Annotated in this window: 27 protein-coding genes and 1 pseudogene; 20 read left to right on the top strand and 8 right to left on the bottom strand. The window is 63.0% G+C overall.

Annotation, left to right across the window (positions count from 1 at the left end; genetic code table 11):
• Together LB523_RS22135 and LB523_RS22130 are read right to left on the bottom strand one after the other, a co-directional pair.
• A partial coding sequence (locus tag LB523_RS22135) for a VCBS domain-containing protein (RefSeq protein ID WP_224606964.1) occupies window positions 1-915 on the bottom strand: 915 nt, incomplete at its 3' end.
• A gap of 626 nt (window positions 916-1,541) precedes the next feature.
• A complete protein-coding gene (locus LB523_RS22130) occupies window positions 1,542-3,035 on the bottom strand; it encodes an ATP-binding protein (RefSeq protein ID WP_224606958.1) in 1,494 nt (497 codons plus the stop codon).
• A 238-nt stretch (window positions 3,036-3,273) separates the two neighbouring features.
• On the opposite strand from LB523_RS22130, the gene LB523_RS22125 reads away from it, so the two are divergent.
• Entirely contained in the window at window positions 3,274-3,528 is a 255-nt protein-coding gene (locus LB523_RS22125) for a hypothetical protein (protein ID WP_224606955.1), read from the top strand.
• Between the two features lie 91 nt (window positions 3,529-3,619).
• On the opposite strand, the gene LB523_RS22120 is transcribed toward LB523_RS22125, so the two are convergent.
• Window positions 3,620-4,105 carry a hypothetical protein gene (locus LB523_RS22120; RefSeq protein WP_095766686.1) on the bottom strand — a complete coding sequence of 162 codons (486 nt, stop codon included), beginning with the start codon at window positions 4,103-4,105 and terminating at the stop codon, window positions 3,620-3,622.
• Window positions 4,106-4,293: 188 nt separating this feature from the next.
• Here LB523_RS22120 and LB523_RS22115 point away from each other — a divergent pair, with 188 nt between their 5' ends.
• Both LB523_RS22115 and LB523_RS22110 read left to right on the top strand, forming a co-directional pair.
• Window positions 4,294-4,659, top strand: coding sequence for a RidA family protein (locus tag LB523_RS22115; RefSeq protein WP_224606953.1), 366 nt, complete (start codon window positions 4,294-4,296; stop codon window positions 4,657-4,659).
• 120 nt (window positions 4,660-4,779) lie between these two features.
• Window positions 4,780-6,003: an amidohydrolase/deacetylase family metallohydrolase gene (locus LB523_RS22110; RefSeq protein ID WP_224606951.1), complete on the top strand. Its 1,224-nt coding sequence runs from the start codon at window positions 4,780-4,782 to the stop codon at window positions 6,001-6,003.
• 303 nt (window positions 6,004-6,306) lie between these two features.
• Here the strand turns inward: LB523_RS22110 and LB523_RS22105 are convergent, their stop codons facing one another.
• A complete protein-coding gene (locus LB523_RS22105) occupies window positions 6,307-8,097 on the bottom strand; it encodes an NAD(P)/FAD-dependent oxidoreductase (protein WP_224606946.1) in 1,791 nt (596 codons plus the stop codon).
• A 40-nt stretch (window positions 8,098-8,137) separates the two neighbouring features.
• On the opposite strand from LB523_RS22105, the pseudogene LB523_RS22100 reads away from it, so the two are divergent.
• A pseudogene (locus LB523_RS22100) lies at window positions 8,138-8,413 on the top strand (winged helix-turn-helix domain-containing protein); the annotation flags it as partial.
• A gap of 251 nt (window positions 8,414-8,664) precedes the next feature.
• On the opposite strand, the gene LB523_RS22095 reads toward LB523_RS22100, so the two are convergent.
• Together LB523_RS22095 and LB523_RS22090 are read right to left on the bottom strand one after the other, a co-directional pair.
• Window positions 8,665-9,264: an invasion associated locus B family protein gene (locus LB523_RS22095; protein WP_140688351.1), complete on the bottom strand. Its 600-nt coding sequence runs from the start codon at window positions 9,262-9,264 to the stop codon at window positions 8,665-8,667.
• A gap of 11 nt (window positions 9,265-9,275) precedes the next feature.
• Window positions 9,276-9,452, bottom strand: a complete 177-nt coding sequence (locus tag LB523_RS22090; protein ID WP_224606943.1) for a hypothetical protein — start codon at window positions 9,450-9,452, stop codon at window positions 9,276-9,278.
• 273 nt (window positions 9,453-9,725) lie between these two features.
• Between LB523_RS22090 and LB523_RS22085 the strand changes: the two genes are divergently transcribed.
• The 9 genes from LB523_RS22085 (at window position 9,726) to LB523_RS22045 (ending at window position 16,051) form a co-directional block, all read left to right on the top strand.
• Window positions 9,726-10,022, top strand: a complete 297-nt coding sequence (locus LB523_RS22085; RefSeq protein WP_224606940.1) for a hypothetical protein — start codon at window positions 9,726-9,728, stop codon at window positions 10,020-10,022.
• Window positions 10,023-10,271: 249 nt separating this feature from the next.
• Complete coding sequence (locus tag LB523_RS22080; protein WP_224606937.1) at window positions 10,272-10,739, top strand: NUDIX hydrolase; 468 nt, start codon at window positions 10,272-10,274, stop codon at window positions 10,737-10,739.
• A 145-nt stretch (window positions 10,740-10,884) separates the two neighbouring features.
• Window positions 10,885-11,208: an ArsR/SmtB family transcription factor gene (locus LB523_RS22075; RefSeq protein WP_140846288.1), complete on the top strand. Its 324-nt coding sequence runs from the start codon at window positions 10,885-10,887 to the stop codon at window positions 11,206-11,208.
• Window positions 11,205-11,609, top strand: a complete 405-nt coding sequence (locus LB523_RS22070) for an SRPBCC domain-containing protein (protein WP_224606934.1) — start codon at window positions 11,205-11,207, stop codon at window positions 11,607-11,609. Before LB523_RS22075 ends, LB523_RS22070 begins: the two co-directional genes overlap by 4 nt.
• A 78-nt stretch (window positions 11,610-11,687) precedes the next feature.
• Window positions 11,688-12,080, top strand: coding sequence for a VOC family protein (locus tag LB523_RS22065; RefSeq protein WP_095769284.1), 393 nt, complete (start codon window positions 11,688-11,690; stop codon window positions 12,078-12,080).
• Window positions 12,081-12,119: 39 nt separating this feature from the next.
• Window positions 12,120-12,353, top strand: coding sequence for a hypothetical protein (locus LB523_RS22060; protein ID WP_095769283.1), 234 nt, complete (start codon window positions 12,120-12,122; stop codon window positions 12,351-12,353).
• A complete protein-coding gene (locus LB523_RS22055) occupies window positions 12,353-12,796 on the top strand; it encodes a DUF1801 domain-containing protein (RefSeq protein ID WP_224606931.1) in 444 nt (147 codons plus the stop codon). The genes LB523_RS22060 and LB523_RS22055 overlap by 1 nt, the downstream gene beginning before the upstream one ends.
• A 78-nt stretch (window positions 12,797-12,874) precedes the next feature.
• A complete protein-coding gene (locus tag LB523_RS22050; protein ID WP_224606929.1) occupies window positions 12,875-13,273 on the top strand; it encodes a DUF1801 domain-containing protein in 399 nt (132 codons plus the stop codon).
• Between the two features lie 300 nt (window positions 13,274-13,573).
• Window positions 13,574-16,051 (top strand): EAL domain-containing protein, encoded by a 2,478-nt coding sequence (locus LB523_RS22045; RefSeq protein ID WP_224606927.1) that lies wholly within the window; start codon window positions 13,574-13,576, stop codon window positions 16,049-16,051.
• On the opposite strand, the gene LB523_RS22040 is transcribed toward LB523_RS22045, so the two are convergent.
• A complete protein-coding gene (locus tag LB523_RS22040; RefSeq protein WP_224606925.1) occupies window positions 16,048-16,608 on the bottom strand; it encodes a GNAT family N-acetyltransferase in 561 nt (186 codons plus the stop codon). The genes LB523_RS22045 and LB523_RS22040 overlap by 4 nt on opposite strands.
• A 187-nt stretch (window positions 16,609-16,795) precedes the next feature.
• Between LB523_RS22040 and LB523_RS22035 the strand changes: the two genes are divergently transcribed.
• The gene (locus LB523_RS22035) at window positions 16,796-17,251 is read left to right on the top strand and encodes a DUF2214 family protein (RefSeq protein ID WP_224606923.1); all 456 of its coding nucleotides are present in this window, start codon (window positions 16,796-16,798) and stop codon (window positions 17,249-17,251) included.
• A gap of 12 nt (window positions 17,252-17,263) precedes the next feature.
• Here LB523_RS22035 and nth read toward each other — a convergent pair whose 3' ends face one another.
• Entirely contained in the window at window positions 17,264-18,073 is an 810-nt protein-coding gene (nth, locus tag LB523_RS22030) for an endonuclease III (protein WP_224548041.1), read from the bottom strand.
• A 22-nt stretch (window positions 18,074-18,095) separates the two neighbouring features.
• Here nth and LB523_RS22025 point away from each other — a divergent pair, with 22 nt between their 5' ends.
• The 6 genes from LB523_RS22025 (at window position 18,096) to LB523_RS22000 (ending at window position 21,925) form a co-directional block, all read left to right on the top strand.
• Complete coding sequence (locus LB523_RS22025; RefSeq protein WP_140846281.1) at window positions 18,096-18,590, top strand: DUF2244 domain-containing protein; 495 nt, start codon at window positions 18,096-18,098, stop codon at window positions 18,588-18,590.
• Window positions 18,591-18,917: 327 nt separating this feature from the next.
• Entirely contained in the window at window positions 18,918-19,823 is a 906-nt protein-coding gene (locus LB523_RS22020) for a methylated-DNA--[protein]-cysteine S-methyltransferase (protein WP_176477139.1), read from the top strand.
• A 237-nt stretch (window positions 19,824-20,060) separates the two neighbouring features.
• Entirely contained in the window at window positions 20,061-20,534 is a 474-nt protein-coding gene (locus tag LB523_RS22015; RefSeq protein WP_224548052.1) for a hypothetical protein, read from the top strand.
• A 23-nt stretch (window positions 20,535-20,557) separates the two neighbouring features.
• Window positions 20,558-20,950 carry a hypothetical protein gene (locus LB523_RS22010; protein ID WP_140546269.1) on the top strand — a complete coding sequence of 131 codons (393 nt, stop codon included), beginning with the start codon at window positions 20,558-20,560 and terminating at the stop codon, window positions 20,948-20,950.
• The gene (locus LB523_RS22005; protein ID WP_095769275.1) at window positions 20,917-21,468 is read left to right on the top strand and encodes a hypothetical protein; all 552 of its coding nucleotides are present in this window, start codon (window positions 20,917-20,919) and stop codon (window positions 21,466-21,468) included. The genes LB523_RS22010 and LB523_RS22005 overlap by 34 nt, the downstream gene beginning before the upstream one ends.
• Window positions 21,443-21,925 (top strand): hypothetical protein, encoded by a 483-nt coding sequence (locus LB523_RS22000; RefSeq protein ID WP_224606922.1) that lies wholly within the window; start codon window positions 21,443-21,445, stop codon window positions 21,923-21,925. The genes LB523_RS22005 and LB523_RS22000 overlap by 26 nt, the downstream gene beginning before the upstream one ends.
• The last annotated feature ends 54 nt before the right edge of the window (window positions 21,926-21,979 follow it).

Raw genomic sequence — 21,979 nt, 5'->3', positions numbered from 1 at the left:
CTCGCTCACCGCCCGGTCGTCGGTGACCGAAGCGTCGACCACGATCGAGGCGGCGTCGTTGGTGCCGGTGATGTTGATCATAACGTCATGCGTGGTAGTGCCACCGTGGCCGTCATCCGCCTTGATCGTATAGGTCAGGGTGAGATGCTCGCCCGCCGCGAGATAGTCGAAAGCTTGCGGCGTGGAGTTGAACGACCAGTTGATCGCGCCCGATGTGTGGCTGTTGTCGATGACGGGATTGCCGGCCAGGGACAGCATGTTCATGACGTCGGCTGCGTGGAGGGAACCGGTGGTCCCGCCCAAGGTCACTCCCGTCACCGAGGCGTTGACCGTATCATGGATATCGACATCGCTGACGGTCAGCGTACCGTGCGTCGACAAAGGGGCGTTTGTTTCGGTAAGCGTGTCGGCATCGTGATCGCCGGCGGCGACCGTGATCACCGGGGCATCGTTGGTACCTGTGATCACCACCGACAGCGTACCCACGCTGAGCGTGCCGTTCGACATCTTGATCGTATATTGGATCGTGTCCGTGAACTGCTCGCCAGCGCCGAGCGCGTTGATCAGGGGGGCTAGAGTGGTTGCGTCATAATGAATCTTGTTGTCGGTGCCGATCCAGAATTTCGCCCCGCTCGTGCTGTTGGTTTCGATGACGTTCGCACCGTCCTGGATCAGCAGGTCCTTATTGTAATCAGCGAACGCCTTGTTGGTGACGACAATCCCGGCCCCTCCGTCATCGTTCTTGATGCCGTCGTCCACCGAATAGATCGTCGTCTTGGTTCCGCCGCCGCTCGCCGCGAGAACGTCGAATGTGAACAGGAGGCTGCCGTCCTCGCTGCCGGATTGCGTCAGATTGGCTGCCGCGCCCGAATTCGAAAACGTGACGGTCGAGCCTGAAACTGTTGTGGTCGCCATTGCCAATTACCCCCTGTGATCCCTTTGCGAACGACCAAAGTGTTCGCCCCGACGGTTACTGCTGATCCTGGTGCGGACGACGCAAGCGAATGCTTCCGCCCGCGGCGGTTGGTCAGGACCAAGCCACTCTGATTGAACGTAAAGACTTCTCTCGCCGAGAGACAAAACCCCACCCCAGAGCGCTTGCACGCTCGCACCCAACGTTCCTAGCTGGCGTGCCCCCCTTCGGTCGCCGCAATCGCGGGACAAGCAAACCTATATCCAGGTATATTAGCTTTTTACGATTTGGAAACCATAACGGGATATATATCCCCGCGTAATGTTAACGATTCATTAAACATTTAACAAATCTGCCACCCCATCTATTATGCCTGTGTCTCCCAAAGTGGGCTGCGATTTGGAGGGAATGATATGCACAAAACAAAGACTTAAAGTGCACGGCCCGAGTCCGTCTCGGCGCAGCGTCATTTGATGGCGCAGCGTTGACTTCGCCATCGCTCGGTCGCTGGCATTTCTGTTGGAAATTTTATCGGAACATGTAGTGCTGCGTGCAACCGACAAAGCAGGCTCGCCGTCAACCAATGGCGCAAAGGCTGCCAGAGCGCGGTCGCCAACGTCTTCCGATGTCAGCCAGCCAGGCTGTCCTGCTCCACGGCGTTCGGGTCGCCCGGCGCCGTCGCCCAGGCGAGCTCGACCAGCGTCACCGTGCGCCGGCCGGCGCCGTCGACCTGGCAGACGATGAGGCCCTGCTCCTCGATATAATCGAGCAGCCGGCGCGCGCGGCGCAGCGAATGCGAACCGTAAGCCCGCGCGATCGCCGCGTCGCTCGGGCAAGGCCAGCCTTCCTTGGCGGCGCGCGCGATCATCATGAACACGCCCTGCATGTCTTCGGGCAGCAGCGAGGCGCGCACGGAAACGTCGCGCCAGGCGTCGTCCTCGGCCATGTCGGAGCCGACGCCGGCGCGGGCGCGCGTCAGCATGCGGCGGAACTCCGAAAGGTCGGGCACCACGGAGGCGAGCCCTTCGATGCGGCAGCGGACCACGAACTCCTGGTAGAGCACGCCGATGACGCGGAACCCGGCATCCGGCTCGGCCAAGATGGCGCGCAGGATGCGGTCCATCCGCTCGCGCCGTTCGGCCAGATCTTCGGCGCTTGGCTGCGGTTCCATCGGCTCGGGGCGGATGTCCAGCGGCGCGGCCTTGGCCGCCATCAATTGGTCGAGCAGGTCGGGCGAAGGCCGGCGCTGCGGCCTGACCGTCTCCGGCGGCGGCGCGGCAAGAATGATCGAGCGCGCATCTTCGAGCGCGGCTCCCGGCATCGGCATCAGCCGCGGCGTACCGTTGCGCGGGCTGGTTTCGGTCTGGCCGATGCGCATGCCGAGCGGACGGCGCGACAAGGCAGGACCGAGCGCCATGAAATGCCCGCGCTCCAGGTCGCGGAAAGCTTCGGCCTGGCGCCGTTCCATGCCGAGCAGGTCGGCGGCGCGCGCCATGTCGATGTCGAGGAAGGTCCGGCCCATCAGGAAGTTGGAGGCTTCCGCCGCGACGTTCTTGGCGAGCTTCGCCAGCCGCTGCGTGGCGATGATGCCGGCAAGCCCGCGCTTGCGGCCGCGGCACATCAGATTGGTCATGGCGCCCAGCGAGAGCTTGCGTGCCTCGTCCGAAACCTCGCCGGCGGCGGCGGGCGCGAAGAGCTGCGCCTCGTCGACGACCACGAGCATCGGATACCAGTGGTCGCGCGCGACCTCGAACAGTCCGCCGAGGAAGGCCGCGGCCCGCCGCATCTGGTTCTCGGCATCGAGCCCTTCGAGGTTGAGCACCGTCGAGACGCGGTGGATGCGCGCCCGCTCGCCAGCCGCCTGCAGGCCGCGTTCGGTATGTTCCTCCGCGTCGATCACCAGATGGCCAAAGCGTTCACCCAGAGACACGAAGTCGCCTTCCGGGTCGATGATGGTCTGCTGCACCCAGGGCGCGCTCTGCTCCAGAAGACGGCGCAGCAGATGCGACTTTCCCGAGCCCGAATTGCCCTGCACCAGCAGGCGGGTCGCCAGCAACTCCTCAAGGTCGAGGGCCGCCGACGCGCCTGCCGTCGTCTGCCCCATCTCGATTGCAACGGTCATATTTCGACTCGGATCGTCTCCCTGCGCGCGACGGGCTTATCAACCCGAGCGCGGTGCGTCGAGCTTGCCGGCCATCGGCCAACCGATGTCCACATCTAAGGGCGGGCGGCCCGTCCCTGGGGCCGAATGGGCGGCAGGCTGTTCGGCAATCGCACTGGTCGGACCACCATTTCGCTGGCGCAATCCAACCATTGGCGTATCATTCTTTTCAGAGAGGGTTCATGGCAGGAGGAGGCCAATGAACATCGCTGCGGAAGTGCCGGTCCCGGACCTGACGGTGCAAGACCTTGTTTCGTCTGCTCTTTCGAGCTTTCGCGCTGGCGACACCGTGTCCACACGCGCCATGCTCGATGCCATACGCCACGCCGACCCCGCCTGCGTGGACAGCGACGACCATCTGGTCGAGCTAATCGTGATGACCGCCGTTGGTAAGACCATGGGCGTCGTCTTCGACCACCGCTCGCCCGATGAGCGGTTGCCACGGCTGTCCTAGCGAGCCCGTCGGCTGAAGCCTTCGCTAACGTCGTCAATGACGAACTGACAGACGCTTCGGCTAAGCTCAGGCGGCGCCCGATAGCTCCTTCCTAGCTGCCCAGCGGATGCGGCATGTAGCCGACAAAGCCGGCAATCTTCCAGCGTCCGCCCACCTTGCGGCAGAAGTAGAGCGTCTGCCATTTGAGCCGGTCGACGCCGCCGTCGGCCTTGGCGACCGAGCCGTCGAACTTCTTGTGCAGCACCGCGCGATCGCCGTCGACATCGATGTCGCGCATGTTGGTGACGCGAAACAGCGCTTCGCGCAGCGGCTCGGCGAATTTCGTCGCCGCGGTTTCCTTGGCCTGCCGCAGCCATTCGTCGCGATAGACCTCCAGCCGGGGGAACTGCAGCCGCCAGGCATCTGCATTGGCAAGGAAATGCGCATGCATGCCGAAGAAGCTTTCCGCGATGAAATCGTCCTCGACCATCGACCAGTCCTGACCGAGGAAGGCGTCGATATCGCGCCGCACCAGCATTTCCCACAGCGCGTGGCGGTCGGCATCGCCTTCCGGAAACGGATTCTTGTCGAAGGTCATGCCGATCTCCCTCATATGCGCGGCCGATTTCAAGCCGCGTCGAGCGCAAGATGCTCAGGCTTCTGTAATAAAGCAACATGGATTTCGAAAGAATGTTGCTTTCCGACATTGGCTCTAGGAGGATCGTGCCGACAGGCGTAGACGGCTATGTAACCCCGGTTCCCGTCGCCGATTGAAGGAGGCTCCCCTTGTCCAAGCAGTGCTTTGGGAAATCCCACGTTCCGCTCTCGCCCGCCGTCCGCGCCGGCGATTTCGTCTATATTTCCGGTCAAGTGCCGGTGGGCAGCGACGGGCTCGTGATCAAGGGCGGCATCGCCGAGCAGGCCGAGCAGGTGCTGCAGAACGTCAAAGCGGCCCTGGCGCTCGCCGGCTGCACCATGGACGATGTGGTGAAGACCACCGTCTGGCTGGAGGACGCGCGCGATTTCGGCACATTCAACACCGTTTATGCAAAACATTTCCCGAAGGATCCGCCGGCGCGGACCACGGTCGAATCGCGCCTGATGATCGACATCAAGATCGAAGTCGAAGCCGTCGCCTATCGGCCGATCTGATCGCCCGGTCGGATCGCTTGAAGCAATTCCAGAAAAAGTGCTTAGCGGTTAGTTCGGCGACTTCGCCGTAGCCTTCCGTCCGGAATTGCGTGAAACGAACAGACAAAGCGAGTGGCACCAATGCAGTTCGATCTCCTGATCAAGGGCGGGCGCCTCATCGATCCCGCATCGGGCCTGGACGCGCCACGCGATGTTGCCATTGCCGATGGCCGCGTCACCGCGATCGACGCCGCCATCAATGCCGAGGCGGCGAGTGAAGTCGTCGATGCCAGGGATTGCATCGTCACGCCCGGCCTGATCGACCTGCACAGCCACGTCTATTGGGGCGGCACCTCGCTCGGCGTCGACGCCGACCGGCTCGCCGCCAAGAGCGGCACCACCACTTTCGTCGATGCCGGCAGCGCCGGCGCCGGCAATTTCCTCGGCTTCCGCCGCCATGTCATCGAGCGCTCGAAGGTCCGCATCCTCGCTTACGTCAACATCTCCTTTGCCGGCATATTTGGCTTCGCCAAAACCGTATCCGTCGGCGAATGCGGCGATCTCAGGCTTTGCGAGCCGCGCGAGACGGTGGCGGCGGTGCGCGAGCACGCCGATGTCGTCGTCGGCGTCAAGGTCCGTTCCGGCAAGCATGCCGGCGGCTTGAGCGGCATCGCGCCTGTCGACCTCGCGCTCGAAGCCGCCGACAAGGCCGGCCTGCCGCTGATGACGCATATCGACGAGCCGCCGCCCGGCCGCTCGGAAGTGCTGCCCAGGCTGCGCCGCGGCGACATTCTCACCCATTGCTTCCGGCCTTTCCCCAACGCGCCGGTCTTTGCCTCCGGAGCGGTGCGGCCGGACATGCGGCTGGCGCGCGAGCGCGGCGTCATCTTCGACATCGGCCACGGCATGGGTTCCTTCGACTTCGAGGTGGCGAAGGCGATGCTTGCCGAAGGCCTCGCGCCCGACGTCATCTCCAGCGACGTGCATCTCTACTGCGTCGACGGTCCGGCCTTCGACATATTGGTCTGCATGTCGAAGCTCATGGCGCTCGGCATGCCGCTGGTCGAGGTGCTGCGCGCGGCGACGCAGCGGCCGGCGGAGGCGATCGCAAGGCCGGAACTCGGCACGCTGAAGGTCGGCGGCACCGGCGACGTCGCCGTGTTGAAGCTGCAGCCCGGCCGCTTCACCTTCGTCGATGCTGTTGGAGCGTCACTGGTCGCGGACCAGCGACTAGTCTCCAACGGCATCGTCATCGGCGGCAAATGGTGGCCGAACGAAGCGCCCGACCACAATGAGACGGAGCACTTCGAGGCCCATGCGCAACATACGCATGTGGATGTGGCGGCGAGGCATTTTGGGCGATGATTGGCCAATCTCCTCCCTTGTGGAGGAGATGCCCGGCAGGGCAGAGGGGGGGCGCGAAGGAACGCGGCGCTTGCGAGTTCGAGGTTCCTCGCCCCACGAAGTGGGGAGAGGTGGCTCGGCGAAGCCGAGACGGAGAGGGGAGCGCTCTACGAAGACCCCCTCTCCGTCCGCTTCGCGGACACCTCTCCCCCGCCCTTGGCGGGGGCGAGGAACCTCAGTTTTGAGACGCTGGCGGGACAGCGCCCCCCCTCTGGCCTGCCGGCCATCTCCCCCACGAGGGCCCACGAGGGGGAGATTGCTGCTTCACCGCATTGCGTTGCTCGGCTCACCATACACCGGCGGCGCTATCCCCTCCATGCGCGCCTTGAGCTGCAGCGCCACATATTTCGAGTAGAATCTCGACAGCGCCAGATTGCCGCCGTGGAACCATAGCGCTTCCTGCGCCGTCGGCTTCCACATATTGCGCAATTCGCCCTGCCATGGACCCGGATCGCCCTTCACGCCGGAGCCAAGGCCCCAGCACGGACCTACCTTGTCGGCGACCTCGCGCGAGACTATCCCCGCTACCGTCTCGTTCATCGACTGGTAGCCGGTGCAGCAGACGATCGCGTCGACGGCGAGCTCGCTGCCGTCTTCAAACAGGATGCCGTCCGGCGTCAGCGACTTGATGCTGACACCGCTCTTCACCTGGATCTCACCGTTCAGGATCAACTCGCAAGCGCCGACATCGATGTAATAGCCCGAGCCTGTCCGATAGGCTTTCATCAACAGTCCTGTCTCGTCCTCGCCGAAGTCGATGGCGAAGCCGCTGTTGCTGAGGCGCTGGTAGAAATCCGCGTCGCGCGCCCGGATCACATCATAAAGCGCCCGCTGGCCCTTCGGCACCAGCGCGAAGGGCGTTGAGGCGACGATCATGTCGGCCTTGTCGGTGGTGATGCCGCGCGCCAGCGCCTTTTCCGAGAAGATCTCGAAGCCGATATCCATCAGCGTGTCGGACTTCACCACCGTCGTCGGCGAGCGCTGCACCATGGTGACCTTGGCGCCCGCTTCCCACAGGTCGACGCTGACATCGTGGCCTGAGCTTGCAGCACCTATCACCGCCACGCGCTTGCCGCGAAACTTCTCGCCGGTGGAATATTGGCTGGAATGCAGAAGCTCGCCCTTGAAGCTGTCGGCGCCCGGCAGCTCGATCTGCCGCGGCGGGCCGTAGGCGCCGGTAGCGAAGACGATATGCTTCGGCTTCAGCGTGATGCGCTGGCCGACGCGGTCGACCACCACGGTCCAGACTTTTTCGGCCTCGTCATAGGCGGCGCTGATGCATTTGGTGGCGACCCAGTAGTTCAGCTCCATGACGCGGGTATACATCTCCAGCCAGTCGCCCATCTTGTCCTTGGGCGTGAAGACCGGCCAGTTTTCCGGGAACGGAATGTAGGGCAGATGATCGTACCAGACGGGATCGTGCAGCACGAGCGAGCGGTATCGGTTGCGCCAGGAATCGCCGGCGCGCGCGTTCTTCTCGATGATCAGCGTAGGGACGCCGAGCTGGCGCAGCCGGGCGCCGAGCATGATGCCGCCCTGCCCGCCGCCGATCACCAGGCAATAGGGCTGCTCATGCACGCCGAGATCGCGCGCCTCGCGTGCCCGTGCTTCCGCCCAGGTCTCGCGGTTCGGGTCGGCCTTGTGGCGGATGCCGAGTGGCCGCGCCGGCCCCTTCCGTTCCTCGAACCCCTTGAGTTCGCTCATCGCCGTGAACAGCGTGCGGCAGCGGCCGTCCTTGAGCCGCAGGATCCCCTCGCCGCGCGCCACCGCCGTCTCGAATGTGAACCAGGCCTCGACGGTGCCGTCGTCGACGCTGGGCTCTCCGGACAGCCGCCAGTGCGAGGGTTGCGCCAAGTGGAGCGTGGCCTTGAGCATTTCGCGGATCGCCGCCTGCCCCTCCATGGTCTTGATATTCCAGGTGAAGGTCAAGAGATCGCGCCAGTAGCAATCCTGCGCGAAGAGGTTCGTCGTCGCCTCGATATCGCCGGCCCCGAGCGCCCGGCCGAATGAGCCGAGCCAGGTTGCCGCCTGTTGCGATGGTGCGATGTCGAGCATTTTTCTTCGTTCCCTTTTTGTTCGAATTCTTTTATCCTTTTCGGTCGACCTTGTGAAGCGTATCGTCAAGGTCGAGGACAAGGAAGTGAAACTCTTGCCCAAGGAATACGACATCCTGCGCATCATCGTGCAATATGCCGGCAAGGTGCTGACCCATCAGTTCCTGATGAAGCAGATCTGGAACGACTCGACCGACGTCCAGTATCTCAGGGTCTATGTGCGCCAGCTGCGGCAGAAGATCGAGAAGACACCGGACCAGCCGCGCTACATCATCACCGAGACGGGAGTGGGATACCGTTTGCGCGAGGTTGAGTAGCTGAGGCAAGCCGTGCTGGTTGGCCGAAACCTTCCAACTTCGTCATCCCTGGGCGGAGCAGCCGCGAAGCGGCGTCGCGGAGACCCTGGGATCCATTCCGTTACCTGGATTGTAGAGCGCAGCGGCGCAGAATTCTGCACCGTGAGCAGCGCTCCTATGTCACGGAATGGATCCTCGGGTCTGCGCGCGTCGCTTCGCTCCTTGCTCCGCCCGTGGATGACGAAGCGTTCAGCCGGCCGGTCTTCGACAACCTAGTCCGCCGACAGGTCCGCAGTCCGCGCCAGGGCGCTGCCAAAACCGTTGAGCGAGATGGTGAAGGAAATCGGCTGCGCAGTGTCGGCCGCCGTGGCGTTGACCTTCAGCGTGGTGCCGTTCTGCAGCAACGGCGTGATATTGGCGTCGAACGTCACCGGTACCAGGCAACCTACCGCCTGGCAGGTGTTGAACTGCAACGTGCCATCCAGCTTCTTGTCGTCGATTTCGAACGAGATCCCGTTGGCCAAGGCAAGCCCGAAGGGCAGCGCCAGCGTGCCGGCGGCGTCCTGACCGGTCTTGGTCGTCAATTCGATCGCCAGCAGCCGCTGGCCGCTCTGCTTGTTGAACTGCTGATGCGACAGGCTGCAGACCTTGTTGGTGCCGGTGACCTGGCAGTTGACCGTCCAGTCGCCATGCGTCTCCGACAGCGCCGAGGCGCCGCCCGGCAGCTGCGGCTTGGCCGCTGCGTCGCCTGACTGAGCGGCCGCGGGCGCCACCTTGTCGGCCTTATTTTGCGCGGCAACTCCCGCTGCCGGCACACCGGCAATGCAGGCGGCTGCCAGCATCGCCGCGAGATACGCGTATTTCGTCCTCATGAGATCCCTTCTTAGCCGCCGCCCGCGTCAGCTAAAAGCTGACCTTCAGAGACGCGCTGACCGCATTCTGCTTGACCGTTTTGCCCAAAGGCGTCGTCGTACCTGACAGCCAACCCGACGCCGTTGACGCCATCGAGCTCCAGCCCGGCGCCGACCCGATAGAGGGGCGAATCGATGGCTTCCGTCAAGTGCAATGCCGGATTGCCGGACAGATTCTCGGCGGCGGCGCAACGCCCCTCGATCTCCCACTGCTTGGTGGAGAACTCGACGCCGGCCTTTCCGCAGATGCGGGAACTGGCGATGGCCCTGACCGGGATGTCGGCCCGATCTCCAGCGCCGGCGTCGCGGCATAGCCAATCGCGCGGCTTCGGTGAGCCGCATCACGTTTCGCGGTTACCCATGGCGCTATTGGCTGCCCGCATTATATGAAATGTATGGTTTTTTGCATGGGAGCCGCGCGGATGCTTCGTCACAGTCTGTCTGTTCTTGCAGGCACAGTGCTGGCGGCCTCGGTTTGTCTGATTGCGCCGTCTTATGCGCAGATCGTCATCCCGACGAATCGCAACGCATTGGTGCAGCAAAATGAGCTGCAGCAGTTGCAGAACCGCTTGCAGCGGCAGCAATACCAGCAGCAGCAGCAAATCTATCGCGAGCTCGACCGGCCGGCCCCGCCCAGGAGCCAGCCCGATGTGCCGGTATTTGACAAGACATGCCGGATGGAAGCGGTCGGCAACACGATTTCCAGGGTTTGCCGCTGACATTTTGTTTTTTTCAGTTTATTAGCCGACTTACTTGCCGGCAAAATGCCGGATTGCAAGGGCGGTGGTTCTAGAGCAATTCCAGGAAAAGTGTGACACGGTTTTCCGTCAGGAATTGCGTCAAAACTAAAGAGATGGAGCGGGTCGCCGTTTCCGTGAAACGGTGAAACGCTCTAGAGTTTGCAGGAGGACAGGTTTTTGCCCGCGCGGATAGCGTATGGCAGGGATGCTGCTCTGACGGAATTTGGAATGGCAACAACCAAGAAGAAAGCAGTCCGCAGAGCCAGGAAAGGCCAACGCATCCGCCAGGTGGCGGCCATTCCATATCGGGTGCGAGAAGACGGCAATCTCGAAGTGCTGCTGGTCACCTCGCGCACCACGCGGCGCTTCATCGTGCCGAAGGGCTGGCCGATGAAGGGCAAGAGCGGGCGCAAGGCGGCAATGATCGAAGCCCGGGAGGAAGCCGGCGTGCTCGGGAGGACGCTGAAGCAGCCTGCCGGCACCTATTCCTATTGGAAACGCATGCCCGACGGCTTCATTCGGGTCGACGTTGTGGTCTATCTGCTCGAGGTCGCCGAGGAGCTTGTCGACTGGCAGGAAGCCGCGAACCGGCAGCGCGCATGGCTTCCGGCGGTCGACGCCGCCCTGCTCATCGACGAACCGGACCTTTCCACGCTGCTGAGGGATTTGACCGTTCCGTCAGCAAACGCGGCATAAGCAACCATCTTTTCAGTGCCGTCCGGCCGTACCGGCGTGCCGGCCCACGGCCGCGGCTTCAGGTGCGCGTCCTCATTCGCTGCTTGACTCATGCATATCCCAATGGTTATACGTCAATCAATAGCCACTGGGTTATCGGTTAAAAATGACGACCGCGCATGACATGCTGTTCAGGACGCTCGCCGATCCGACGCGACGCGCCATCTTCGAACGCCTCTGCCGTCACGGCGAGCAGACGGTCGGAGCCCTGACCGCCCAGGCCGGGGTGTCGCAGCCGGCGGTATCGAAGCATCTGGGCGTCCTCAAGGAGGCGGGACTGGTGCGCGACCGCCATGAGGGCCGCCAGACCCATTACAGCGCCCAGCTCAAGGCGCTCGCGCCGTTGATGGACTGGACGCGCCACATGGCGGGGTTTTGGGAAAGCCGCTTCGACGATCTGGAAGACCTGCTCAAAAGGATGGATCAATGAATGAGGCCGCAACGCGCTCCGTCATCGTCGAGCGCGAGATACCTTTTCCGCCGGAAAAGATCTGGCGCGCGCTCACCCAACCGCATCTCATCGAGGAGTGGCTGATGAAGAACAGCTTCAAGCCGGTCGTGAACCATCGCTTCAACATGAGCGCCGAATGGGGCGGCGTCGACTGCCAGGTGCGGACGGTCGAGCCCAACCGGACCCTGTCCTACAGCTGGGACACCAAGGATCTCGAGAGCGTGGTCACCTGGACGCTCACCCCGACGGGCAAGGGCACGCGTTTGCGCATGGAGCAGGTCGGCTTCCGCACCGACCAGGAGCCGTATTACCGCGGCGCCACGGTCGGCTGGAAGCGCAACTTCACGGCCCTGGAGCAGCTGCTTTCGCGGATCGATTGAAGTCCGCCGAAGCCTCAAAAGACAGACACGGTCCCAGCGGGGCGGCAAACCGCTAGCGTAAGCAATGGAGGCACCAAAATGAAGATCAAGCTGACCAGCATTTATGTCGACGACCAGGAAAAGGCTCTTGGCTTCTATACCGAAATTCTGGGCTTCACCAAGAAGGCCGACTTCACCAATGGGCCGTTTCGCTGGCTGACTGTCGTCTCGCCTGACGATCCGGACGGCACCGAACTGCAGCTGGCCCTCAACGACAATCCGGCGGCAAAGACTTATCAGCAGGCCATCTTCAAGCAAGGCCAGCCGGCGCTGATGCTGTTCACCGACGACATCAAGAGCGACCATGAGCGCATCAAGGCCAATGGCGGCAGTTTTGCCATGGCGCCGACCGCGGTGACCGGCGCGACCATCGCGCAGCTCAACGACACCTGTGGCAACCTCATTCAGCTTTCGCAACTGGCGCACTGGTAGAGAGCTCGATCCGTATCGTCATTCGCAAGGGAGGTTATATTGAACTGGAGCAAGTGGATCAGGCAGCTTCACCGCTGGCTTTCGATCATCTTCACCGTCACCGTCATTGCCAATTTCGCTGCCATGGCCATGGGCCCGCCGCCCGCCTGGATCGTCTATTCGCCGTTGATTCCGCTTTTCCTGCTGCTGTTCAGCGGCCTCTATATGTTCGTGCTGCCCTATGCCGCCAGATGGCGCGGGGAGCCGGCGGGCGAGCGCACGGGATCGGCCTGATGGCAAAGACGAAATCGAAGGCTGCCGGATCCGCGGACGCCAAACCTGTCCTGCTTTCGGGCGGCAACCCGCAGATCGCCAAGGGCTATGGCGATGCTCCGGTGCAGGCCTATATCGCGGCGATGCCGGGCTGGAAGAGCGAAGTCGGGCGCCGGCTCGACCAGCTCATCATGCAGGCCGTCCCTGGTGTGCAAAAGGCTGTCAAATGGAACTCTCCCTTCTACGGCATGGAAGGCGAAGGCTGGTTCCTCGGCATCCATTGCTTCGCCAGATACATCAAAGTGGCGTTCTTCCGCGGCCTGTCGCTGAAGCCCGTGCCGCCTGTCGAATCCAAGAGCAAGGACACACGCTATTTCCACATCCACGAGAACGAGCCGATCGACGAGGCGCAGTTCGTCTCCTGGGTGAAGCAGGCAAGCCGGCTGCCCGGCGAACGGATGTAAGCGCACGAAAAATCAAGCGCCATCTCCCCGAAAGGGCCATGGTGGCGATCTCTTATCCAGCATCGAGGAGAACCGGACATGCAACAAGGCGACGTACAGGACGGCAAGTCTGCGTCCGAACTGATCGACGGACGGATCAAGGAGTTGGGCGACTGGCGGGGCGAGACGCTTGCCCGGCTCCGCGCTCTTATCAGGGAGGCAGCGCCCGAAGCCGTCGAGACATGGAAATGGCGCGGCGTCCCTGTCTGGGAGGATGCCGGCATGATCTGCACCGGCGAGACTTACAAGGCCGTCGTCAAGCTGACCTTCGCCAAAGGCGCGGCGCTGCCCGATCCCAAGAAGCTCTTCAACTCCAGCCTGGAAGGCAACACCCGGCGCGCCATCGATTTCAAGGAAGGCGACAAGATCGACGCCGACGCCCTGAAGGCGCTCGTCCGCGAGGCCGTTGCGCTCAACAAATTCAAGACCAAGCGCTGAGACGAGACTGTCGCGCGGCGCTATCGGATTGATGTTGCCGGCTTTTTCTTCCGCGCCCTCGCACCGTAACCGATATTAGGCACGAAATATCGGCATCAAGCGTGTAAGCGTCCTTCTGTTGCTGAGCAATAACTCATGAAACAAATACTGGGCAAATTTATCGACCGTTAATCCAGGCACGTTATTTGGATTGATGTCGCCAGTAACCGGACGACATGTGGGGAAGAACATCGTCTCAACCGGCGGATGAGCCAGTCGGACAGACACCGAGGGGGCCTGCGCACGCGCCATGGGAATGGGATGAAGCTCTCATCGACCGATGCCGCCCCGCGTCTCATCGGGCTGGTCTGGCCCTTCGTCGCGGTCGTCCTGATCCAGGCGCTGATTGCGACCCTCAGCCTCCACACGTTGTCAGCCGTCCGCGCCTATGTCGGCGGCGAAAGCCAATGGTCGAAGGGGCAGAAGCACGCCATCTATTTCCTCAGCCTTTATGCCGACACCGGCCGGGAAGAGTATTTCAGCGAATATCGTCAGGCCATCGCCGTGCCGCTGGCCGATCGCGCCGCGCGGCTTGCGCTCGAACAGGCTGAGCCCGACACGAATGCGGCCAGGCTTGGCTTTCTCGGCGGCAACAACCATCCCGACGATGTCGCCGGCCTGATCTGGCTGTTCCGGAATTTCCGCGGCGTCAGCTATCTCGACACGGCGATCCGCCACTGGACGGCTGCCGACGAGATGATTCTCGCCATCCAAAGACTTGGCGACGACATGCATCGCAGGCTCGAAAAAGGGCCGCCATCGTCAGCCGAGATCGCTCTCTGGAAAGTGCAAATCCACCAGATCGACCACCGGATCGGGCCGCTCGCCAAGGACTTTTCGGACAGTCTCGGCGAGGGATCGCGCTTCATCAAGACGGCGCTGACGGCGGCCAATCTCGCGACAGCCGCGCTGCTTATCCTGCTCGCCGTCTGGCGCACGCGAAAGCTGATGAAACAGCGCCAGGCATTTCAGACAGCCCTCAGCGCCGAGCGCGAGCGGGCTCAGATCACATTGGCCTCGATCGGCCAGGCTGTCATCAGCACCGATGCCAAGGGGCGGCTGGACTATATGAATGCCGGAGCGGAAAGGCTGCTTGCCTGCTCTTTAGCCGCCGCCAAAGGCAGATCGGTCGCCTCGTTGTTCCGGCTCGTGGACAAGGACAGCGGCGTCGAGGAGACCGATCTGATCCCGCGCCTGCTGGCGGGCGAGCCGCGCCGCTCCAATGTTCGCCCGCAGCTTCTGGAGCGCCCCGACGGTTCGGTCGTGCCGGTGGCGCTGAACGGCGCTCCGCTGATCGTTTCCGGCTCGATCCTGGGTTGCGTCCTGGCCCTGCAAGACATGACGCGCGAGCAGGACTATATCGAGCGCCTGTCGTGGCAGGCATCGCATGATGCGCTGACCGGTCTCGTCAACCGCCGCGACTTCGAGAAGCGTCTGGCGAGTGCGATCTCCGAAGACCCGGAGAAGTCGCGCCGGCACGCGCTGATGTATCTCGACCTCGATCAGTTCAAGCTGGTCAACGATACCTGCGGCCACGCCGCCGGCGACCAGTTGCTGCGCCAGATCTCGGCGCTGCTCGCCAACGAGCTGCCGCCCGGCGACATCCTGGCGAGACTGGGCGGCGACGAGTTCGGCGTGCTGCTCTTCGATTGCGATGCCGATTGTGCCGCCGCCACCGCCGAACGATTGCGCGCCACGGTCCAGGATCTGCACTTCTCCTGGGAAGGGCGTCCCTTCAACATCAGCGTCAGCATCGGCATGGTCGAGGTCGCCAATGTCGGCATGACGCTGGAGGAGGTGCTGCGCGCCGCCGACGTCGCCTGCTACATGGCCAAGGAAAAAGGCCGCAACCGCGTCCAGCTCCACAGCGACGGCGACAGGGCGCTGCGCGAGCGCTTCGGCGAGATGGCCTGGGTGCAGCGCCTGCATGCCGCGCTGGATGAGAACCGCTTCCGGCTGCATGCGCAGGAGATCGCGCCGCTGCGGGACGATGCTGCCGAGCCGGGCGCGCATGTCGAAATCCTGCTCAGGCTGACCGACGAGGACGGCAGCTTCGTCACCCCGCAGAGCTTCATTCCGGCGGCGGAGCGCTATGGACTGATGCCGGCGATCGACCGCTGGGTGATACGCAACGCCTTCGCCATATTGGCGTCGCGACGCACCGATCCGCGCGCGACGCCGATATCCACCTGCGCGATCAATCTCTCCGGCGCCACTTTCGGCGACGAGACGTTTCTCGGCTTCATGCGTGAGCAGTTCGCCGCGCACGCCATTGCGCCCGAAACGATCTGCCTGGAGATCACCGAGACCAGCGCCATCGCCAATCTGACCGAGGCCATGCGCTTCATCGCCGATCTGCACGGGCTGGGCTGCCGCTTCGCGCTCGACGATTTCGGCTCCGGCATGTCGTCCTTCGCCTATCTGAAACATCTGCCGGTCGACTACCTCAAGATCGACGGCGGCTTCGTCAAGGACATGCTCGACGACCGCATCGACCGCGCGATGGTCGAGATGATCCATCACATCGGCAAGGTGACGGGAAAACGCACCATCGCCGAATTCGTCGAAAGCGATGGCATCGTCGAAGCCTTGAAGGCGATCGGCGTCGACTACGCGCAGGGCTATGCCATAGCGAGGCCTCAGCCATTCGACGCGACGACGGTGCTGGGCAGCCATCCAGGTGCAAAGGCGGACGCGTGGAACGGAGTGGCAGGGGCCTTGCGCCGCAAGGCGGGTTAAGCGCTTTGCTTTCCGGATCCGGCCTGCCGTTCCAGCAGGATCGTCGGCTTCTCGTGGTAGGTGGTCCGCAAAATTTCTTTATAGCCGTTCCTTTCGGCCACCTTCTGCGAAGCGCCGTTTTCCGGATCGATGATGCAGACCGTTCTTGCCTGTCCGAACGCCTCATCGCTCCAGGCGACGATCCGCCCCACGACTTCGCTCGCAAGCCCTTGGCCATGCGCCTCCGAGGCCAGCGCCCAGCCGGCCTCCGGCACGCCTTCGAGAGACGGCACGATCTCGCGCTTGAGGTCGTGGAAGCCGGCCTCGCCGATGAAGCGCCCCGTCGCCTTGTCCTCGATCGCCCAGAATCCATAGCCGATCAGCGACCATAGGCCGGCATGGCGCAGAAAGCGCATCCAGCTCTCCTCGCGCGTGCGCGGCTTGCCGCCGATGAAACGGGTGACGGCAGGCTCCGCCCACATGGCGGCATAGGTTTCGAAATCGTCCAGCCTGTGCGGCCGCAAAACGGTGCGCGCCGTTTCGAGAAGCGGCACGCCGGCTTCCATCTTGATGCTCATGGCATTGCCCTTCATTGACCCGACAGCGCTTAGCAAAACAGCACGCTCGATCAAGAGCCAGGCCATTGCGTTGGCTCTTCCAGCCATAACGGCCATGGCACGGCTGCATCGCTATGGGCTTTTCGCCCGGCGATGCTAGTTTGCGCGCGAAGCCGACCGGAAACGCAAGTCGACCGAAGGAAGAACCATGGACACCACAGACCTGTTGCTGGCGATCGCGCATCACCTTCTGGTGTTCTCGCTGGCCGGCATCATCGGCGCCGAGTTCGTGCTGGTGCGCGGCGATTTGGCAGCGGCGACGCTGAAGCGCCTTGCCGGCATCGACCGTCACTACGGCGTCATTGCCGCGCTGATCGTCATCGTCGGCATCTGCCGGGTGTTCTTCGGGCTGAAGGGCTGGGAATTCTACGTCTACAATTGGGTGTTCTGGGCAAAGATGGCGGCCTTCGTCATCGTCGGCCTGCTGTCGATTGTGCCGACCATGCGCTTCCTCTCCTGGAACAGGCAGGCGAGCGGCAATCCGTCTTTCGCGGTGCCGGCGGCGGAATTGGCCTCGGTGAAGAACTATGTCCGCGCCGAGGGCTTTATCTTCCTGCTCATTCCAGTTTTTGCCGCGGCCATGGCGCGCGGCTACGGATATTAAAACTTTACTGAGTCAGACGGCCTCGACCGGAAACGTCTCATCCAACGGCGCGATCGGCACCAGCGGGGCGGGCACGTCGGTGGTCTTTTCCTTCGACTTGCAGATGTCGGCGATGACGCAGACCGGGCAATCGGGCTTGCGCGCCTTGCAGACATAGCGGCCATGCAGGATCAGCCAGTGATGCGCATGGCGCATATATTCGGCGGGGATGACCTTGAGCAGCCCCTGTTCGACCTGATCCGGCGTATTGCCGGGCGCCAGCCCGATACGGTTGCCGATGCGGAAGATATGCGTGTCGACCGCCATGGTATGCTGGCCGAAGGCGACGTTGAGCACGACATTGGCGGTCTTGCGCCCGACGCCCGGCAGCTTCACCAGCTCGTCGCGATCCGGCGGCACCTGGCCTGCATAATCGTCGATCAGCGCCTTGGACAGCGCGATCACGTTCTTGGCCTTGTTGCGCCACAGACCGATGGTGCGGATATAGTCGCCGACCTTGGCCTCGCCCAATGCCAGCATCTTGGCCGGTGTGTCGGCCGCGGCGAACAGCGCCTTGGTCGCCTTGTTGACGCCGGCGTCCGTCGCTTGCGCCGACAGCACCACCGCGACCAGCAGGGTGAAGGCGTTGACATAGTCGAGCTCGCCTTTCGGCTCAGGCCGCTGCACGGAAAAGCGCCGGAATATCTCATGCACCTCGGCGGGGCTGTAGAGCGACCGCGTGGCGGCTTTTCGCGGCCGTCGACCAGGCGCCCGTCCGCCGCCCGGGATAGCGGGCTGAGGTTTTTTGACAGCTGCGGATTTTTTCGACTTGGGAGGCGCCATTTCCCTCCTATAATATTCCCTCATGAGCGACACAAACGCCTCGTTCCAGGCCGACGAGCCATTTTTCCAGGCCTTGCTGACGCCGCACCGCTCGCTCGGCCGCACCGGCTTCCTGATCCTGATGGGAGCGCTTCTGTTCGGCTGGGCGGTCACCGGCGCGTTCTTCCTGGCGCATGGCGCCTGGCCGGTGTTTGGCTTCTTCGGCCTCGACGTGGTCGCCGTCTACATCGCTTTCCGCGCCAATTACCGGGCTGCGCGCGCCCGTGAGGAAATCTCGGTCTCGCGCACCAGTCTCGACATTCGCAAGACAGCGCCTTCCGGCCGCTCGGAAAACCATCGCTTCAACCCGTTCTGGACGCGGTTCTCGATCGCCCGCCATGCTGAAATCGGCATCACCAAGATGGCCGTCGAGGCGCAAGGCAAGAGTGTCGCGATTGGCGGCTTCCTCAATCCCGACGACCGCGAAAGTTTTGCCACCGCCTTTTCGCGCGCGCTGGCGACCGCCAAGACGCGCTGATACGTCCAGTGTCTTCGCCCGGATGCAAATCTTAGCCCGAGGTTGCCGCCGACCTTGAGCCTTGAGAAATCATAGTCGATCCTGCGCACCGCCTCGTCGGCAAAGCGATCCTGGAGCAGCGAATTGGCCAGCCGGCTCTCCAGCGCCTTGCCGTAGAGCGTCATCAGCAAGGTCTCTCTTGCCCCGGTCAGATCAACCTTTTCGACGGTCATGATCGTCCTCTTCGGCGCGAAGCTGACTCTATCTGGGTGCGGATGGCGGGAAGGCAAGTTTCGGGTGGTGGCAAAGCTCTGGAGGACCGATATTCGCGGTCAAGGAGATATTGCCATGAACGCTCAGATGACCATGAATACGCGGATGAAACCAACCGCGATCCTTGAGAACGACATCACGCCGGAAGGCAGCGACTACGACGTCGTGCGCCGCGCCATCGAGAAGATCAGCCTCGACTATCGCGACCAGCCCTCGCTCGAGGTGCTGGCCGAGGAAGTCGGCGAGACGCCGACCGGCCTGCAGAAACTGTTCACGCGCTGGGCCGGCCTGTCGCCCAAGGCCTTCCTGCAGGCGGTGACGCTCGACCACGCGCGCAGGCTGCTCGATTCAGGCATGCCGCTCCTGGAGACCTCGTTCGAGCTCGGCATGTCCGGTCCCGGCCGGCTGCACGACCTCTTCGTCACCCATGAGGCGATGTCGCCCGGCGACTATAAGACCCGGGGCGCGGGTCTCACCATCCGCTACGGCTATCACATCTCGCCTTTCGGCATCGCGCTCATCATGGTCACCGACCGGGGCCTGGCGGGCCTCGCCTTCTGTGACGCCGGCGGCGAGCGGGCTGCCTTCGCCGACATGTCCGGCCGCTGGCCGAACGCGACTTACGTCGAGGACATGTCCGCCACCCAGGCTTACGCCGCGCGGGTCTTCGACCCGACGCAATGGCGCGCCGACCAGCCGCTGCGCGTGGTGATGATAGGCACTGATTTCCAGCTTCGCGTCTGGGAAGCATTGCTGCGCATCCCGATGGGTAGGGCCTGCACCTATTCCTCGATCGCGGCAAGCATCGGCGCGCCAAGCGCGAGCCGGGCCGTGGGCGCGGCGGTGGGCGCCAACCCGATGTCGTTCGTGGTGCCCTGCCACCGGGCGTTGGGCAAGTCCGGCGCGCTCACCGGCTATCACTGGGGCCTGACGCGCAAGCGCGCCATCCTCGGTTGGGAAGCGGGACAAGTGACGTCCTGAAAAACAATCGATTTTTTCGCGCCTCCTTGCGAAAAACCGCGCATCAAATATAAAGCGGCACAAGCCAAACAAATAAACAGCCTTGTTCATGAAATGCAACCGGCGACAACCTCCGGTTATCGCCGCTTTCTTTGAAGTTGCTTTCCGTTGTTATTTCACTTAACGCTAAATTAACCACGATAAAGAGAAGATAACCCTACATTGAGCCGCATTATCCGGCTCGAAAGCGGGGTCTCAATGAAGTTCTTTCGCGCCGTCATGGCTGCGAGCGTGCTCGCCGCCTGCGGCGGCCAGGCAGCATCGGCCGCCACCACCGGAAATGTGCTGTTCAATGGTACGATCACCGCGACCTGCACGGTCACGATCAACTCCAACGGTACGATGACCGTCAGCAGCAATCTTCAGTCGCTGAGCTCGCATAATGCCGGCGGCTCAGCCGGCAGCGCTCAGGTCGATACCACGGGCGGCGTCTCGCTCAGCGTAGACCCGGTAACCACGACGACCGTGCCGGCTTCGGACGTTACGGCGACGACATGGACCCCCACCTTCGCCACTTCCGGCGCCCAGACGATTGCGGAAACCGGCACTGCGACGGCCCTGACGGTGCCAGGCACATCCACGGTCGCCGTCAATCTTTCCGGCACCAAGAGCGGCACGAACCGCTTCTCCGCCGGCAACTACCAAGCAACGGTGACGCTGCGCTGCGAATAGTCTTGTCGCGAAAGGAGTGATCCTTGAGAACGATTGCAATTCTGGCGGCGGGCCTGACTGCCGTGCTGTTTCCCATCGCCGCGACCGGCCAGTCGATGACGCCGATGCGGGGTGAGGTGCGATCCTTCGCGGATGCCTTCGCCGTTCGTGTCTTCCCAGGCAACCCGTATAACCAGCGCATACGTGTCGAGGTTCATGTCTATGACCAGGATTTCCAGCCGGTCGACGCCAAGATCACGCCAAGCGCCTTCCTTCTGGCCGGCCAGGCGTCGCGTCCGGTTCTGGTGGTCGTCCCGTTCGACGGCGCGAACGAGCGCAAGGTGCGTATCTGTACCGAGAGTATCCCCTTTCCAAGCGAGCAGACCCAGATAAGGGCACAGATATGCGGAAAGTTTTTCGGGCATCGCAGGTTCTGACCTTGTCCCTGCTGTCCGCCTTGGCTGTCGTAAGTCAGGGGCTTGCCGAGGACATCCTGAACCTGAATCAGAACCAAACCGGTTTCAGTCTGCCCGGCGTCAGCCTGCCTCAGGGCCAGGACGAGGTTCATGCCAGCGACGGCACGACCTGCCGCTCAGCCGTCTCCGGCAGCGGCGCCTATCTCGACCTCGGCGTCATCCGGGGCAACAACAGCAGCAATCAGGCCAATAGCGACATCGCAACATACGGCCGCGTGGTGATCCCGATCGGGCGGACGCCGAAACGCGTCGATTGCAGCCGCCTCTACGAGCTGGAAGTCGAGCGCCTGCAGCTTGAATTGAAGCTCCTGAAAATGGGCCTTGGCGCCGATGGTCAGACAACGGGGAGCACGACGGGCATCGCTGCCACGGCTTCCGAGGCTCCTACGGCTCGCTCGGCCGCATCGGCGGGATGGGCCAACGAAGGCTGGAGCATCAGAGGCACGACCGGCAATGAAAAGAAAAAGAAGAGGAAATAGCCGCGCGCTGCTTACGACGGCAGCGCTTGCCGGCTTCTGTCTCCCAGCACAGGCGGCGATCATCGGCACCTGCACCATCATGATCGGTGCCTCGGGAACGATGAAGTCGAACCCCTCTATCAACATATTCGGTTCCAAGCAGGCGGGCGGGTCGAGCGCCGGCGCCACCGTCATCGCGAACTCGACGCTGTGTTCGATCCTGAACCTGCTAGACTGCTATACCGTCTCCGCGCCGGCGCCGATCGCCTTCACCTCGGCTCCGAGCGGCGGCGACACCGACGTCTCTTTCGCCTCAGTCTTCCGCCTCGACGGCTCGGGGCTGGATAACCCAGGCGGCTCGCCGCAGCGGCTGACCAACGGCACCCATACCATCCAGGTCGATCTGACCGCCACGAAATCGCCGGGCATCTTCCCGGCCGGCAGTTACCAGGCGGAGGTCACTGTCCGTTGCGAATGATGCTGTGGGCCAGACCGCGCCAGCGACGACATGATCTGGCAACCGGCGGGCTTT

This window comes from Mesorhizobium sp. ESP-6-4 (assembly GCF_020164735.1).
Taxonomy (GTDB): Bacteria; Pseudomonadota; Alphaproteobacteria; order Rhizobiales; family Rhizobiaceae; genus Mesorhizobium.
This window is presented reverse-complemented; position numbering and strand designations above follow the sequence as displayed.

What these genes read in the sequence shown, in the direction of transcription:
- LB523_RS22130 (WP_224606958.1), bottom strand. Translation starts at nt 3,035, where the DNA reads ATGACCGTTGCAATCGAGATGGGGCAGACGACGGCAGGCGCGTCGGCG.
- LB523_RS22125 (WP_224606955.1), top strand. Translation starts at nt 3,274, where the DNA reads ATGAACATCGCTGCGGAAGTGCCGGTCCCGGACCTGACGGTGCAAGAC.
- LB523_RS22120 (WP_095766686.1), bottom strand. Translation starts at nt 4,105, where the DNA reads ATGACCTTCGACAAGAATCCGTTTCCGGAAGGCGATGCCGACCGCCAC.
- LB523_RS22110 (WP_224606951.1), top strand. Translation starts at nt 4,780, where the DNA reads ATGCAGTTCGATCTCCTGATCAAGGGCGGGCGCCTCATCGATCCCGCA.
- LB523_RS22105 (WP_224606946.1), bottom strand. Translation starts at nt 8,097, where the DNA reads ATGCTCGACATCGCACCATCGCAACAGGCGGCAACCTGGCTCGGCTCA.
- LB523_RS22095 (WP_140688351.1), bottom strand. Translation starts at nt 9,264, where the DNA reads ATGAGGACGAAATACGCGTATCTCGCGGCGATGCTGGCAGCCGCCTGC.
- LB523_RS22085 (WP_224606940.1), top strand. Translation starts at nt 9,726, where the DNA reads ATGCTTCGTCACAGTCTGTCTGTTCTTGCAGGCACAGTGCTGGCGGCC.
- LB523_RS22080 (WP_224606937.1), top strand. Translation starts at nt 10,272, where the DNA reads ATGGCAACAACCAAGAAGAAAGCAGTCCGCAGAGCCAGGAAAGGCCAA.
- LB523_RS22075 (WP_140846288.1), top strand. Translation starts at nt 10,885, where the DNA reads ATGACGACCGCGCATGACATGCTGTTCAGGACGCTCGCCGATCCGACG.
- LB523_RS22070 (WP_224606934.1), top strand. Translation starts at nt 11,205, where the DNA reads ATGAATGAGGCCGCAACGCGCTCCGTCATCGTCGAGCGCGAGATACCT.
- LB523_RS22065 (WP_095769284.1), top strand. Translation starts at nt 11,688, where the DNA reads ATGAAGATCAAGCTGACCAGCATTTATGTCGACGACCAGGAAAAGGCT.
- LB523_RS22055 (WP_224606931.1), top strand. Translation starts at nt 12,353, where the DNA reads ATGGCAAAGACGAAATCGAAGGCTGCCGGATCCGCGGACGCCAAACCT.
- LB523_RS22050 (WP_224606929.1), top strand. Translation starts at nt 12,875, where the DNA reads ATGCAACAAGGCGACGTACAGGACGGCAAGTCTGCGTCCGAACTGATC.
- LB523_RS22045 (WP_224606927.1), top strand. Translation starts at nt 13,574, where the DNA reads ATGAAGCTCTCATCGACCGATGCCGCCCCGCGTCTCATCGGGCTGGTC.
- LB523_RS22040 (WP_224606925.1), bottom strand. Translation starts at nt 16,608, where the DNA reads ATGAGCATCAAGATGGAAGCCGGCGTGCCGCTTCTCGAAACGGCGCGC.
- LB523_RS22035 (WP_224606923.1), top strand. Translation starts at nt 16,796, where the DNA reads ATGGACACCACAGACCTGTTGCTGGCGATCGCGCATCACCTTCTGGTG.
- nth (WP_224548041.1), bottom strand. Translation starts at nt 18,073, where the DNA reads ATGGCGCCTCCCAAGTCGAAAAAATCCGCAGCTGTCAAAAAACCTCAG.
- LB523_RS22025 (WP_140846281.1), top strand. Translation starts at nt 18,096, where the DNA reads ATGAGCGACACAAACGCCTCGTTCCAGGCCGACGAGCCATTTTTCCAG.
- LB523_RS22020 (WP_176477139.1), top strand. Translation starts at nt 18,918, where the DNA reads ATGAACGCTCAGATGACCATGAATACGCGGATGAAACCAACCGCGATC.
- LB523_RS22015 (WP_224548052.1), top strand. Translation starts at nt 20,061, where the DNA reads ATGAAGTTCTTTCGCGCCGTCATGGCTGCGAGCGTGCTCGCCGCCTGC.
- LB523_RS22005 (WP_095769275.1), top strand. Translation starts at nt 20,917, where the DNA reads ATGCGGAAAGTTTTTCGGGCATCGCAGGTTCTGACCTTGTCCCTGCTG.
- LB523_RS22000 (WP_224606922.1), top strand. Translation starts at nt 21,443, where the DNA reads ATGAAAAGAAAAAGAAGAGGAAATAGCCGCGCGCTGCTTACGACGGCA.